Source organism: Nitrospirota bacterium (genome assembly GCA_020846775.1).
In the GTDB taxonomy this organism is placed as follows: Bacteria; Nitrospirota; 9FT-COMBO-42-15; order HDB-SIOI813; family HDB-SIOI813; genus RBG-16-43-11.
In genome coordinates this window covers 1-14,033 of the sequence record JADLDG010000044.1, presented here as the reverse complement: position 1 = coordinate 14,033, position 14,033 = coordinate 1, and the positions used below count along the sequence as shown (strand labels likewise).

Genomic DNA, 14,033 nt, shown 5'->3' with positions numbered 1-14,033 from the left:
CAGGATATTATGCTGAACAAAATAATCGAATTTTCTATAAAGAATAAGTTTATCGTACTCCTCTTCACTGCAATGGCAATAATATGGGGTATATGGACTCTTTATAAAACCCCTCTCGACGCAATCCCCGATCTCTCTGATGTTCAGGTCATAATCTATACAGAGTATCCGGGCCAGGCCCCGCAGGTAGTTGAAGATCAGATTACTTATCCTCTTACTACTGCAATGCTTGCAGTTCCCAAGAGCAAGGTAGTGAGGGGCTTTTCCTTCTTTGGTGTATCATTCGTATATATCATCTTTGAAGACGGCACTGATATATACTGGGCCCGCTCACGAGTACTTGAATATCTGAACTTTGCCTCCGGAAAGCTCCCAAAGGGTGTATCCCCGACTATTGGTCCGGATGCAACAGGAGTTGGATGGGTCTTTGAATACAGCATAGAAGGTAAGGGATACAACCTTGCAGAGCTCAGGAGTATACAGGACTGGTATGTACGATACCAGCTTGCGACAGTCCCCGGGGTCTCCGAAGTAGCCTCCATTGGAGGATTTGTAAAACAGTACCAGGTGAATATAGACCCCAACAAGCTTCTTACTTACAACATATCTCTTAAGGATGTGGTGGATTCCATAAAGATGGGAAATGTTGATGTCGGAGGGAGGGTTGTTGAGTTATCGGAACGCGAGTATATGGTCAGGGGGCTTGGTTATATAAAGAAACTGCCTGACATAGAGAATATCGTTCTTAAGGTAGATCAAAGCGGGACACCTATCAGGATTCAGGATGTTGCGCGTGTTGAGCTTGGTCCGGATGAGCGAAGGGGGATTGTAGAACGGGATGGGGAGGGTGAGGTTGTAGGCGGCATCGTTGTAATGAGATTCGGGGAGAATGCGCTCAACGTAATCAGTAATGTAAAGAATAAGATTGAAGAGATCAAGCCAGGTCTGCCGCCGGGCGTAAAGATTATTACCACATACGACAGGAGTCACCTGATACTCAGCGCAATACATACCTTGACGGAAAAGCTTACCGAAGAATTTATTGTTGTATCCATAGTATGTATCATCTTTCTACTGCACTTCAGGAGCGCTCTTGTTGCCATTCTTATGCTGCCTATAGCTATCCTGATGTCGTTTATCGTGATGTATTATCTTGGGATCAATGCAAATATCATGAGCCTTGGCGGCATAGCCATAGCCATAGGAGCGATGATAGATGCAGCCATCGTTATGATAGAAAATGCCCATAAGCACTTTGAAAGGCGTCACAAGTCAGGAGTCATGATTCAGGAGAAAGACAGATGGGAGATAATCCTTGATGCGAGTAAAGAGGTAGGCCCCGCACTGTTTTTTTCTCTTCTCATAATAACCGTTTCCTTTGTACCTGTTTTTACTCTTGAAGCTCAGGAAGGTCGCCTGTTTAAGCCCCTTGCCTACACAAAGACCTTTTCAATGGCTGCTGCCGCCTTATTGTCTATTACACTCGTGCCTATCCTTATGGGATATTTCATAAGGGGGCACATAATGCCCGAAGAGAAGAATCCTGTTTCAAGGTTTTTGATCTATATTTACCGGCCGGCTATAGATATCGTATTAAGGTTTAAAAAGACGACAATCATTATTGCTGTTGTTATTCTTGCCATCAGCATCTATCCCTTTTCCAGGCTTGGATCTGAATTTATGCCGCCGCTTAACGAGGGGACATTGATGTTCATGCCTGTTACACTTCCTGGCATATCTGTGACAAAGGCCGCTGAGTTGATGCAGACACAGGACAAGATTATAAAGAGCTTCCCTGAGGTTGAGTCTGTCTTTGGAAAGGCCGGAAGGGCGATGACTGCCACAGATCCTGCCCCAATGGAGATGTTTGAGACGATTATAAACCTGAAGCCTGAAGATACGTGGCGAACTGGTATGACACAGAAGAAACTTATTGATGAGATGAATAAAGCCCTTGAGATGCCGGGAGTGACCAATGCCTGGACCATGCCTATTAAGGCCAGGATAGACATGCTCTCTACGGGAATCCGAACCCCCGTGGGCATAAAAGTCTTTGGAAAGGACTTAAATACTATTGAGCGTCTTGCGACAGAGATAGAGTCAGTTGTGAAGACCATTCCAGGTACGGCCAGTGTTTATGCGGAGAGGCTCATAGGAGGTTACTATATTGACATTGATATAAAACGGGAAGAAGCAGCGAGGTATGGGCTTAAGATAGCAGACATTCAACAGGTAATAATGTCTGCTATCGGAGGGGAGAACATATCTACTACCGTTGAGGGACTTGAGAGATACCCCATCAATGTCAGATACAAGAGGGAACTAAGGGATAGTGTGGATAAGATAGGCCGTGTCCTTGTGCCGACCATGACAGGACAGCATATCCCTTTATCTCAAGTCGCTGATATACGACTGAGCAAGGGGGTGGCAGGCATAAAAACAGAGAATGCCCTTTTAAATACATGGGTTTATGTAGATGTCAGTGACAGTGATATTGGCGGCTATGTCGCTGATGCAAAAAAGGCAGTGATTGAGAATATAAAATTTCCGCCCGGTTATTATATAACATGGAGTGGTCAGTATGAATATATGGCGAGGGTTTGGGAACGACTTAGATACATTATACCGCTGACGTTGTTTATTATAGTGCTGTTGCTTTATTTTAATTTCAAGTCTTTTACAGAGACGCTGATCATTCTCCTTGCGATACCGTTCTCATTGATAGGTGCATCATGGATTCTTTTTCTATTGGGTTACAACCTCAGTATTGCTGTTTGGGTAGGTTTTATTGCCCTTGCGGGTGTTGATGCTGAGACAGGGATTGTAATGCTCATTTACCTGAAATACTCTTATGAGAGGCGAAAGGAGGAGGGAAAGATGAACAGCTACGAGGACCTGCGGGATGCGATAGTTGAAGGAACAGTATTGAGGGTGAGACCAAAATTGATGACTGTAACAGCTATTATTGCCGGCCTTCTTCCAATCATGTGGGGGACTGGTGCGGGGGCTGATGTGATGAAGAGGATAGCGGCGCCAATGGTAGGAGGTATGGTTACATCAACCCTGATGGAATTGCTTGTGTTGCCGGCGATTTACATTGTTTGGAAGGGCTGGAAGTTTAAATGAAAATCACTTATGTAAAGACTTGTAAATCTCTCTTGTCTTCCGGCGGTCTCCAAGATTGTGAACAACCTCTGCACCTATCAGGAATATAGATACGGCATAGAATACCCACATTAAGAAAGTGATAAATGCCGAAATAGGTCCGTATACAGCTCCGAGTTTGTACAGTTTCGATGCCACATAAAAAGTAAAAACATGTTTGGCCGCCTCAATGAATAGTGCCGTAAAAAGCCCGCCCAGCAACGCATGAATGAATAATACTCTTCTCTTTGGAAGCAGTATATACAGGGCTGTCGCTGTGAGAATTGTTAGAAAAAGAGGGATAACAAAGGCTATGAGGAAGCCCGCTATCCTGCTGATTACCAGTCCCGGGAAAAACTGATCAAGAATTTTCACCATGGATATAACTGATGTTGCGCCAAAGGAGATGAGAAGAAGTGTAATCATCAGTGTCACCAGTGATATAGAAAGTAATATAGAAAGAACAAGTGATCTTTTGCTTCCAATTTTAAATATGATATTTAAGGCCCGTTCTACAGCGGAGTACAGCTGATAGGAAAATATCCCATAGATTAATAGCGTAAAAAAACCGATCCTTTTAAAGGTAATGATTTTACCCAATTCTTTGGTTATTGAGTAAGTTGCTTTAGGGAATAAATTTAATAATTTATTTAATAGAAAGGCATAGAACTCCTGCTTTTCCCCAAGGACATAACCAATGATTGCTATAATTATGAAGGAAAAGGGGATGATGGCCATGACGAAGAAGTAGGAAATGGAACCTGCAAGCAGCGGACCATCATCTTTAAAAAAATCAGTGATACTTTTGAATATTAATTTCATCTTATTGTGAAGAGGAGGAAAAGAATCTTTATGTCGCCGTCTTCTTGAATTATAGTTGTTAACATACAGAAGGTCAATATAAGCAGCGGCCCATGCATGTCAAATAATCACTCAATCAGGAACAATCTGCGCTTGGACTTATTTAAGAAAAAGTGATAACTTGCTAAAACATAACCAGGGCAGAGTCAAGAGAGAGGTTGAATGGTACAAAATCATTATGGGAACGTTTCCTGTCAGTCTTTCAAAAGAAAATGAACTTAGAGAAAAGATGGATTCCCTGAATATCCGGGAAGATGACATCAGGGAATCTTTTATCCGTTCCAGTGGAAAAGGGGGACAGAATGTCAATAAGGTCTCGACCTGTGTTTATCTGAGACACATTCCAAGCGGTCTCGAGGTTAAATGCCAGAGAGAACGTTCTCAATCTCTGAACCGATTTCACGCAAGGGTACTCCTTGTTAAGAAAATAGAGCAGATGATAAGGGGAAAGGAGAGCGAAGAAAGAGAGAAAATTGAAAAAATTCGCCGCCAGAAGAGGAAACGTTCAAAAAGATCCAAAGAGAAAATGCTTGCTGATAAGAAAATCCAGTCTCAAAAGAAAAAGCTCCGCTCCGGAAGAATCAAATTGAATGAGTAAATCTATATGTGATATCCTCCCGCCCGGTTTTCAAATCATGTGATTGTTATAAAAGCTCTATTTTCTCAAGATATTCCGGGATTTTACAATTCCAATGGAGGGTATCTTCGATTTTTTCCCTGAGGGTTTGCGCTGCCTGCGGCTCTCCATGGGTAATAAAGGTGGTCTTCGGCGGTTTTCTGAAGTGCGATAACCATTTTAATATTTCATGTTGATCTGCATGGGCCGATAGATTGTGAACTACATCTACTTCTGCCCTGACCGGAATATACTGGCCGTGGATTTTTACACTCTCTGCGTTAGCAATCATTGACGCACCGCGTGTGCCTGCTGCCTGGAATCCGGTAAATACTATTGTATTGTTCGGGTCAGGAGCAAATGCCTTCAAATGATGAAGGACGCGTCCACCGGTTGCCATCCCGCTTGCCGAGATAATGATCATGGGGCCCTTCTTTGCGTTTAGCGCTTTTGATTCTTCAGGGCTGTTGATGAATTTGGCCACATTGCTGATACCTTCACGCTGATCCGGATTCAGACGCTGCTCGCCGGGATAATCAAAAAAGACGTCGGTAGCGCTGATGGACATGGGACTGTTTAAATACACAGGTATGTCCGGTATCCGCCCTTTCATCTTCAATAAATGAAGAATGTAAAGCAAGGTCTGTGTGCGTCCGACTGAAAACGCGGGGACTATGACTACCCCATTTCGAGCAACCGCTCGATTAATGATCTCTTCAACCTGATCCTGCGGATCTCTCGGATCATGCAAACGATCGCCATAAGTGGATTCAAGAACAAGATAATCGCTTTCAGTTATAAGTCCTGGCGACCGCAGTACTAAATCTTTTTCGCGTCCAAGGTCGCCGGAGAACAAAATGGACGTCTTTCCATTTGTAAGCGATACAAAGGCAGATCCAATGATATGACCTGATTTGATCAGTTTCAGATTAATGCCATCACCGAGATCAAACTGAGTCTCATAAGGAATGGTACGGAACAGACCCAGGACTTGCATGGCATCTTCTTCTGTATAAAGAGGAAGCGCTGGTTTGTGTTTGGAGAACCCCTTTCTGTTGGCATACCCTGCCTCTTCTTCCTGCAGTCTTCCGCTATCCGGAAGAAGTATCCGGCAAAGATCGCGCGTGCCTGAGGTGCAGTAGATAGAACCCCTGAAGCCCTGTGTCATGAGTACTGGAAGATAGCCTGTGTGGTCAATATGTGCATGGGTAAGCACAACACTGTCTATTTTTTGCGGATCAATCGGAAAAGGTTCCCGGTTGCGGAGACGAAGCTCCTTGAGCCCCTGAAAAAGACCGCAATCAATCAATACCTTTCTGCGGTTGTGTTCAATTAAGTACTTTGATCCGGTAACTGTATGAGTTGCACCTAAGAACTGAAGCTTCATTAATGTATCTTTCTGAAATTAGTTTTGTCTGGGGATAAATTAGCAGTAGGAGATTTTTCTGTCAACAAGCTTTGGACTTGTAATGTTAAGTCCTGTGGCTCAGAAATACTACCATAGGAGTATCGAATATCTTATCCATTCTGATCCACTTCCCCCTCTAATGGGTCTTTCATCTTCCCTGTATAAATCTCAGGATGTTGATCAAACCGGATCCCGCATTCCACAGCACAGAAATAATAGATTTTTCCTTCATAACTCCTTGAATCTGCCGCTTCTCCCTTATGAATTTCCATCTGGCAAACCGGATCAATCACCAGACCGGCCTCGCCAAGGTTATCACTGAGTTCGGGGAACGTGTTCATGATACCTCCGTGCACGGTTTGAGACGGATTTTCCCCAAAGAGTTTCCGGTTGGCTTCAATCATCCGATCCATCCGGCGCTGCCACCATGACCGTTTAACCGATTCATGGTCCATATCAAAGGATTGTTTGCAGATCTCGGAACAGAAATAGATGGTTTCGTGCCGGTAGTGGGTATAATGAACAGCCGTTATTTCATCCACATCCATCTTACAGACAGGGTCCTTCGCCATTTTACTTACCTCCTCTGGCTGGAGCTTAAGTAATCTTATAATGAACATTACTTTATGTCAAACCTGAAGACGCTATCTTTGTCCCCGGCCATATCTTTTATCACAAGTTCTATAGCTGTTGCCCTGGATATATCCACACCCTTAAATCTGACAACGCCTGAGCTGTTCCAGCCTGAACTGGGATGATCCAGTTTCGTAAGCGATGGCGAACTCGCTTACGCTTCCCTTGCAATGTGAAGCAACCTCGCATTTACGGCCACAATCACTGTGCTAAACGACATGAGCACCGCGCCCAGCGCCGGGGTGAGCAGGAAACCGTAGCCATAGAGCGCTCCGGCAGCTAAAGGAATAGCGAACAAGTTATAGCCCGTGGCCCAAATGAGGTTCTGCACCATTTTACGGTAGGTGGCGTTGGCCAGCATGATGATGGCTAGGACATCGAGCGGATTGCTGCGGACCAGAATAATGTCGGCTGTCTCGACGGCCACATCCGTTCCAGCACCAATGGCTATGCCCACATCGGACTGTGCCAGCGCCGGGGCGTCGTTTACACCGTCGCCGGTCATACCGACGACCAGACCCCGGGCCTGCACTTCCTTCACCTTGGCCGCTTTATCCTGCGGCAGCACCTCGGCAAAATATTCATCCAGCCCGATTCGTTCCGACACCCATTGGGCCACCTGCTTATTGTCCCCTGTGAGCATCATGCAGCGAATGTTCATTGCTTTGAGCGACGCAATGGCCTGCTTCGATTCGGGCCGGACTATGTCGGCCAGGGCTATCGCGCCTTTCAACGCTCCATCAATCAGGACGAACACGACGGTCTTGCCCTCTGATTTCAGTCCTTCCGCCCGCTTGTCGGTGACAGAAAGCTTCTGCTCGCGCAGATAGCCTGGACTGACGACTTTGACCTGCTTGCCATTGACATTGCCCTCCGCTCCCTTGCCTGGAATAGACTTGAAACCTTCGACGGGCAGCGATTCCTTCGCTGACGCTACAATTGCCTTTGCGATGGGATGCTCGGAATGGGCATCAACCGCCGCAGCATAATTCAGCACTTGCTGTTCATTGATATCATTGGAGAATACAATGGTTTCGGTTACGCCAAACCGGCCTTCTGTGAGCGTGCCGGTCTTGTCGAAGATGATCGCCTGGAGTTTTCGGGAGCGTTCAAAAGCTGCGCGATTGCGGATCAGCAGCCCGTTTGTCGCGGCCAGTGCCGTGGAGACCGCAACCACCAGCGGTACTGCCAAACCAAGCGCGTGCGGGCAGGCTATGACCATGACAGTGACCGTGCGCTCCATTGCAAAGGCGAAGTCTCGGTTCATGACGAACAACCAGAGGAAAAGCGTGATGGCGCCTCCACCCAGGGCAATGAGGGTGAGCCACAGTGCCGCTGTGTTGGCGAGATCCTGCGTTTTCGATTTGCTCTCTTGCGCCTGCTTGACCAGGACGACAACCTGCGAGAGGAAAGAGTCTTTGCCAGTTCCTTTCACTTCGATAGTAATGGATCCCTCGCCGTTGATGGAGCCACCTATCACTTTACTCCCCATTTTTTTCGTGATGGGTTGAGATTCGCCTGTCAGCATCGCTTCGTTCACTGAAGTTTCTCCCTCCAGGACAGCACCGTCGGCAGGAATTTTCTCTCCGGGTTTCACCAGGACTTTGTCACCAATCACGAGTTCGCTGACCGGAACTTCTTTGATGCTCCCGTCGGGCATGAGCTTGTGGGCGTCTGAGGGCATGAGCTTTGCCAATTCCTCCAGTGCACGCGAAGCACCCATGAGCGACTTCATCTCAATCCAATGGCCCAGAAGCATGATGTCAATCAATGTTGCCAGTTCCCAAAAAAACATTTTGCCTGCGAGGCCGAACACGATAGCGCTGCTATACACATACGCTGTTGTAATGGCGATAGCAATGAGGGTCATCATTCCAGGCTTCAAAGATGTCAATTCATCGAACAATCCCTTGAGGAATGGCCAGCCGCCATAAAAGAAGACGATAGAAGAAAGTGCAAACAGGAGATAGATATCCCCAGTGAAGTGAATAGCCTCCCGAAGTCCGACCACCCTTTGCAGCATAGGAGAGAGAATAAGGATGGGAAATGTGATAACTATGGAGATCCAAAAACGCTTCCTAAAGTCCGCAACCATGCGTGCGTGATGCGCCCCGTGGTCATGCTTCTCCGTATGGTTTTGTCCTTCATGACCAGCGTGAGCTGTACCTATGGAATGTTCCTCATGCATATTATCTCCGTCCCTTTAGGCTACTTTAATTGGTGTTCGAAATTAAACCTTATCTCTTTATTTGCAGCCCTTACAGTAATCTCTAAATAGTATGTCCCTTTCCTGCTCATATCGAGTGAGTTCATAAAGGAGAATACGCTTCCCATCTTCATCCCGATGAGTTTCTTTTCCACATAGCTGTCGTTCGGCAATTGAATCTTTGCATTTACATCGGCCTCTGTTACCAGCTTTCCTGTCTTAGCATCCTTAAGTATCAAGTCAACCATATTTTTAGATGGCGTAACTTTGAGAGTGGCCTTTATTCCATTCTCTATTTTACTTACCCCCTCTGAAGGGACATGCTTCATTTCTCCCCAGGAAATACCTCCTATAAATGCAAATGCCGCAAACAGAGTAAAAAGTGTTATTAATGTGCTTTTAATCTTTATCTTCATTTTCCTCCTCCTTCATCTCTCGCCTCTTTCGAGGCACTTTTGGTTTTCTAAAAGAATATTCTACATACCGTAGAATGTCAAGGAAAAATTCAGGCAACTAATGTGGTAAATCTTTTTACTCTAAGGCAAATGGTTGATCTCTTTCGAAATCCGGACAATAGTAGTCGCGACTTGAAAAATCCTGCACCCACCCGTTATCAAGCCCATACTTTTCAATCCATCCCAGAACCTTGTCATACTCACTCTCGCGTATTGATCTCGTAAGTAGTGGATGATTTAGTGCCTTATGCGCAGGAAAGTATTGGGACATTGTGCTGATAAATGTCTTCTCTCCAATCTCTTCACTTATAAACCTGAAAACTGCCTCACTGTCAGACAGATTGTTGGGCAATACGAGGTGTCTGATTATCAACCCCTTTACTGCAATTCCCTTTTCATCAACCTCAAGATCACCAACCTGCCGTTTCATCTCACAAATTGCAGCCTTTGAATGAATCACATAATCCGCAGCCATTGAATATTTAAATGCAGTATTGTCATCATCATATTTTATGTCAGGAAGGTATATACCAATTATTCCATCCAGCAATTTAAGCGTCTCAATGGAATCATAACCGTTACTGTTATATACAAGCGGGATGTTAAGCCCCTCTGCTGCTGCTATTTCAACAGCCTTGACAATCTGGGCACTGCAATGTGACGGGGAGACAAAGTTAATGTTGTGACAGCCACTTGCCTGCAGTTCAAGCATGATGTCTGCAAGACGTTCAATACTTATTTCTTTATTTCTAATTGAACTTACAGGTTGAGAAATCTGGTGGTTCTGACAGAAGACACATCGCAGATTGCAGTAGCCGAAAAATATTGTACCTGAACCCCTTGTTCCTGAGAGTACAGGTTCCTCACCATGATGGATACAGTAGCTTGCAACTATGGGAAGGAGGCCGGAACGGCAGAATCCGTACTCATCCTTAGCCCTGTCAACCTTGCATTCACGTGGACAAAGCTTACACCCTCTGAGCTTCTCTTCCATGACCTCAGATCGTTTATGCAGTTCACCTGTGTGAAATAGTTCAAGATATTCCGGCATAACTGCATATTTTACTCCAAAAACATTGACATATCAAAATTATGTCCCGAATCTCTTCTCTATCCTGACCCCGATCTTGCTGAGGAATTCATTGGGGAGTTCGCCGCCGGCAAATATATATACATAGTCATTGGGTATATCAGTCACATCGTCTTTAATCGCTATCCTGACTGACTTCTCTCCTATCTCTTTAACATTGGAATTCAGTATAACTTCTACTGATTGTTTTTCTATCATCTTGTCAAGACGTTCTTTGTTCATTGGCTTTATACGGCTGAAGGCATCGCCACGATAGGAGAGCGTGACTACATTGCCCGGCTGGTCTGACAGGGCAATAGCAGCCTCGACAGCGCTGTCCCCGCCTCCCACGACTAACAGATGCTGGTCCCTGTGCTGTTCAGGTTCCAATAACCTGTATGCAACTTTAGGTAATTTTTCCCCTTGAACGCCAAGTTTTCTTGGTGTTCCGCGGCGACCGATAGCCAGCACTATCGTCCTTGTAACATACTCACCCTTATTGGTAAAGACCTTGAAACAATCATCGTCCTGTTTAACATCTGTCATCTTCTCTTGCGTCCTGATCTTCAGTTCGGACTTATTTATTACTGTCATCCAGAGATCAAGAAGGGCCTTTTTACTCGTCTCACCAAGTTTTACCTTTCCGTATATCGGCAGGTCCATAGGAGAGGTCATGACGATCTTATGCCGGGGATACTGCAGGACTGTTCCTCCAATATCCTCCTGCTCTAATGTGACAAACCTCAGGTTGTTTTCTACTGCCGCAAGGGAAGCAGATATCCCGGCAGGACCGGCTCCGATTATCACGGTATCAAGTATGTCATCCCGTTTCTTGTCAGCACTCCGGAGACGGCACAACATATATTCAATAACCTCACGTCCCTGAGTAACGGCATTTTTAATCAGTCCCATACCCCCAAGCTCACCGACGATGAAAACACCTTTCACGTTCGTCTCAAAATTAGGGGTTACATATGGTATATCTACTCCGCGAGTCTCTGTACCAAAGACAAGTTTGATTGCCCCTACAGGGCATGCAGAAGCGCATGCACCATGTCCTATGCAGTGTGAAGAATTGATCAGACTTGCACGCCCATTCACAAGGCCCAGAATATCCTTTTCAGGGCATGCGGTTGCACAAGCCCCGCTGCCTATACATACACCAGGGTCCACGAGGGGGTGTATATGAACCGGTTCATGGGTGCCGTATTCTCTTGCCTTGCTTATTTTCTTCAGGTTCTTTCTGCTCCTCTTGCTTTGATGCGCTACATATGCCCCTACCGCAACAGCAATAACTAAAGGTGAAATAATAGTATCTATCATCCGTTCCTCCGGTACTCATTATTAAAACTTATACATAATCCTTGAACTAAGTGTGTTTGTGCTGGATTCTTCAGCATCCCTGACCTGGTATGATAAAGACACGTTCCACATCCTGCTGATAGAATAATATCCTGACAAATCATACATAATAGCATTTTCGGTATAACCGGTAATATCGCTCGTGCTCTGCATATAAGCGCTATGCAGGGTCATTTGAAGTGTCTCATTAAAGAAGCGGCTGAATTGCAGTTCATACGTGTCATATTTGGATCCATAACTATCCGCCGTCGTCGCATTTAAATCCATGGAAATCTTACTGTTAAAAAGGTTGTCATTCCTGAGTCCTATCTGATAGGTTGTGGATCTGCTTAACTTTTGTTTCAGGGAATTATAGTAGAGGGTTTGAAGATTAAATCTTCCGTATAACGCATATTTGTCATTTAAGCGGTAATCACCCTGTATATAATATGATTGCTGTATGCTTGTATCTATAGCAAAGTTCATTGACTGATATAACTGGACTGCACGAAACTGAGTATACCCAATGGCAAATCCCTTCCGGTAATCAGGGCGGTAGGATAGTTCAACGATTGCATTAGAAAGATCAATGCCTTTTGATTTCTGATCAATATCTGCGGTAATAGTACCAAATAACCTGATTTTATTTGAAGGTGAATATGATGCTAATCCATACAGGTATTGTCTGTCTGTCTTGCCCTTATACCCATTATGGTTAAAGGCAAGATTGGCAGAGAGGGTCGGCTTGTGATAATAATAATAAGCTCCTGCAGCAGTAAAATTAGAGTTAAAACCCTGATTATATGGATCGGGCTTGGTCCCTGCAAAGAAGCCAAAACCAGTATCCTTGAATTGCCGGACTATATTTATACCATCCACTGACTCCGAATACTGCTCTTTTGGCATTAACCTCCCCGCTGCTATATAGTAATTTCCAATGCCTGTGTATTCAATGTTCAGGGCGTCAAAGCGTTCACTGCTGATACCCTTGTTGTAATCCTTTGAACCAAGGTTGTGTCGCTCTCTGCCTTCAAAATGAACCGCAATGTTTCCATCCTTGTTTAATTTTTCAGCGTCAAGGCGCAGCCGGGTTGTTAATAAATGAAAATCGTACGATGAGGAAGAGTCGTTGGAATAGTAGTCATCTATAGAGACAAGGCCATGATACTCGGCACCTGACACATGACTCGCTGGTAATATAATGATAATTAATATAGCTATGATGTATGTAACAATAGATGTCATTTTCATTCTATTCTATTTTCTACCAGCAGGGTGACATCGCAGACATTCAGAGTTCAGCGTCGTCTTATGAACTTTTTTCCCTCTTGCTGTATGACATTCAATACACCCGCCCTTGTTAGAGTAAGCCCCCCCTGGATGACATGAGGCACAGCTGCTCGGGTTAGTGCCTCCATGATTGAGAGGGAACGTAGTAGCGGGGTGAGTAAATGCCCATGTGGTCGTTGACTTATGACAGTTCTGACAAGTAGTCCAGTTGTTCGTTGTGTGACTTGCCGGACGTGCAGGTGTACTATATGTTGCATGACATGTCGTGCAGTTTGTCGTTGACGTGCCATGAGAAAAGGTCCATGCAGTAGTTGATGTATGACAATTCTGGCAAGTAGTCCAGTTGTTCGTCGTATGGCTTGCCGGCTTTACAGGTTTACTGTACGTTGCATGACAGGTCGTACAGTTAGTTGTTGAAGTGCCATGAGAGAATGTCCATGCAGTAGTTGATGTATGACAATTCTGACAAGTAGTCCAGTTGTTCGTCGTATGGCTTGCCGGCTTTACAGGTTTACTGTAGGTTGCATGACAGGTCGTACAGTTAGTTGTTGAAGTGCCATGAGAGAATGTCCATGCAGTAGTTGACTTGTGACAAGTTTCACAAATAGTCCAGTTGTTAGCAGCATGACTCGCCGGTTTTACAGGTTTGCTGTAAGATGCATGACAGCCTGCACAGCCGGTTGTCGCAGTAGGATGCGTAAAAGCCCATGATACAGTAGACTTATGACAGGTCTCACAGACAGTCCAGTTATTAGTTGCGTGACTTGCCGTCTTTGCAGGTTTGCTGTATGCCGTATGACAGCTTGCACAGCCGGTTGTTGCTGTGCCGTGGGAATAAGTGAATGTCCATGCAAGCGTAGACTTATGACAGGTCTCACAAATAGTCCAGTTGTTTGCAGTGTGGTTAGCAGGTTTTACCGGTGTGCTGTAAGTCGCATGACAGCTTGCACAGCCAGTCGTCAAAGTACCATGGGAGAAGGCCCATGTAGTGGTAGACTTGTGACAGTTCT

The 14,033-nt window shown here is 45.1% G+C and carries 11 protein-coding genes; 2 read left to right on the top strand and 9 right to left on the bottom strand.

From position 1 onward, the window contains the following. The first annotated feature begins 9 nt into the window (after positions 1 to 9). Positions 10 to 3,126 carry an efflux RND transporter permease subunit gene (locus IT392_06980; protein ID MCC6544232.1) on the top strand — a complete coding sequence of 1,039 codons (3,117 nt, stop codon included), beginning with the start codon at positions 10 to 12 and terminating at the stop codon, positions 3,124 to 3,126. 3 nt (positions 3,127 to 3,129) lie between these two features. Here IT392_06980 and IT392_06975 read toward each other — a convergent pair whose 3' ends face one another. Continuing rightward, positions 3,130 to 3,966: a YihY/virulence factor BrkB family protein gene (locus tag IT392_06975; GenBank protein MCC6544231.1), complete on the bottom strand. Its 837-nt coding sequence runs from the start codon at positions 3,964 to 3,966 to the stop codon at positions 3,130 to 3,132. 217 nt (positions 3,967 to 4,183) lie between these two features. Between IT392_06975 and IT392_06970 the strand changes: the two genes are divergently transcribed. Then, a complete protein-coding gene (locus tag IT392_06970; GenBank protein MCC6544230.1) occupies positions 4,184 to 4,603 on the top strand; it encodes a peptide chain release factor-like protein in 420 nt (139 codons plus the stop codon). Between the two features lie 46 nt (positions 4,604 to 4,649). Here the strand turns inward: IT392_06970 and IT392_06965 are convergent, their stop codons facing one another. From IT392_06965 to IT392_06930, 8 genes are all read right to left on the bottom strand, one after another. Next, positions 4,650 to 6,008: an MBL fold metallo-hydrolase gene (locus IT392_06965; GenBank protein ID MCC6544229.1), complete on the bottom strand. Its 1,359-nt coding sequence runs from the start codon at positions 6,006 to 6,008 to the stop codon at positions 4,650 to 4,652. A 131-nt stretch (positions 6,009 to 6,139) separates the two neighbouring features. Next, a complete protein-coding gene (locus IT392_06960; protein ID MCC6544228.1) occupies positions 6,140 to 6,601 on the bottom strand; it encodes a YHS domain-containing protein in 462 nt (153 codons plus the stop codon). Positions 6,602 to 6,816: 215 nt separating this feature from the next. Beyond that, positions 6,817 to 8,757, bottom strand: coding sequence for a cadmium-translocating P-type ATPase (gene cadA, locus IT392_06955; protein MCC6544227.1), 1,941 nt, complete (start codon positions 8,755 to 8,757; stop codon positions 6,817 to 6,819). Positions 8,758 to 8,870: 113 nt separating this feature from the next. Next, positions 8,871 to 9,284, bottom strand: coding sequence for a hypothetical protein (locus IT392_06950; GenBank protein MCC6544226.1), 414 nt, complete (start codon positions 9,282 to 9,284; stop codon positions 8,871 to 8,873). A gap of 115 nt (positions 9,285 to 9,399) precedes the next feature. After that, on the bottom strand, positions 9,400 to 10,374 hold the full coding sequence (locus tag IT392_06945) for a radical SAM protein (protein ID MCC6544225.1): 975 nt from the start codon (positions 10,372 to 10,374) through the stop codon (positions 9,400 to 9,402). 39 nt (positions 10,375 to 10,413) lie between these two features. Further along, on the bottom strand, positions 10,414 to 11,715 hold the full coding sequence (locus tag IT392_06940; GenBank protein MCC6544224.1) for an NAD(P)-binding domain-containing protein: 1,302 nt from the start codon (positions 11,713 to 11,715) through the stop codon (positions 10,414 to 10,416). A gap of 21 nt (positions 11,716 to 11,736) precedes the next feature. Next, the gene (locus IT392_06935; GenBank protein ID MCC6544223.1) at positions 11,737 to 12,984 is read right to left on the bottom strand and encodes a hypothetical protein; all 1,248 of its coding nucleotides are present in this window, start codon (positions 12,982 to 12,984) and stop codon (positions 11,737 to 11,739) included. 6 nt (positions 12,985 to 12,990) lie between these two features. Then, the coding region (locus IT392_06930) for a hypothetical protein (protein ID MCC6544222.1) at positions 12,991 to 14,033 on the bottom strand (1,043 nt) is incomplete at its 5' end.

What these genes read in the sequence shown, in the direction of transcription:
- IT392_06980 (MCC6544232.1), top strand. Translation starts at nt 10, where the DNA reads ATGCTGAACAAAATAATCGAATTTTCTATAAAGAATAAGTTTATCGTA.
- IT392_06975 (MCC6544231.1), bottom strand. Translation starts at nt 3,966, where the DNA reads ATGAAATTAATATTCAAAAGTATCACTGATTTTTTTAAAGATGATGGT.
- IT392_06970 (MCC6544230.1), top strand. Translation starts at nt 4,184, where the DNA reads ATGGGAACGTTTCCTGTCAGTCTTTCAAAAGAAAATGAACTTAGAGAA.
- IT392_06965 (MCC6544229.1), bottom strand. Translation starts at nt 6,008, where the DNA reads ATGAAGCTTCAGTTCTTAGGTGCAACTCATACAGTTACCGGATCAAAG.
- IT392_06960 (MCC6544228.1), bottom strand. Translation starts at nt 6,601, where the DNA reads ATGGCGAAGGACCCTGTCTGTAAGATGGATGTGGATGAAATAACGGCT.
- cadA (MCC6544227.1), bottom strand. Translation starts at nt 8,757, where the DNA reads ATGGTTGCGGACTTTAGGAAGCGTTTTTGGATCTCCATAGTTATCACA.
- IT392_06950 (MCC6544226.1), bottom strand. Translation starts at nt 9,284, where the DNA reads ATGAAGATAAAGATTAAAAGCACATTAATAACACTTTTTACTCTGTTT.
- IT392_06945 (MCC6544225.1), bottom strand. Translation starts at nt 10,374, where the DNA reads ATGCCGGAATATCTTGAACTATTTCACACAGGTGAACTGCATAAACGA.
- IT392_06940 (MCC6544224.1), bottom strand. Translation starts at nt 11,715, where the DNA reads ATGATAGATACTATTATTTCACCTTTAGTTATTGCTGTTGCGGTAGGG.
- IT392_06935 (MCC6544223.1), bottom strand. Translation starts at nt 12,984, where the DNA reads ATGAAAATGACATCTATTGTTACATACATCATAGCTATATTAATTATC.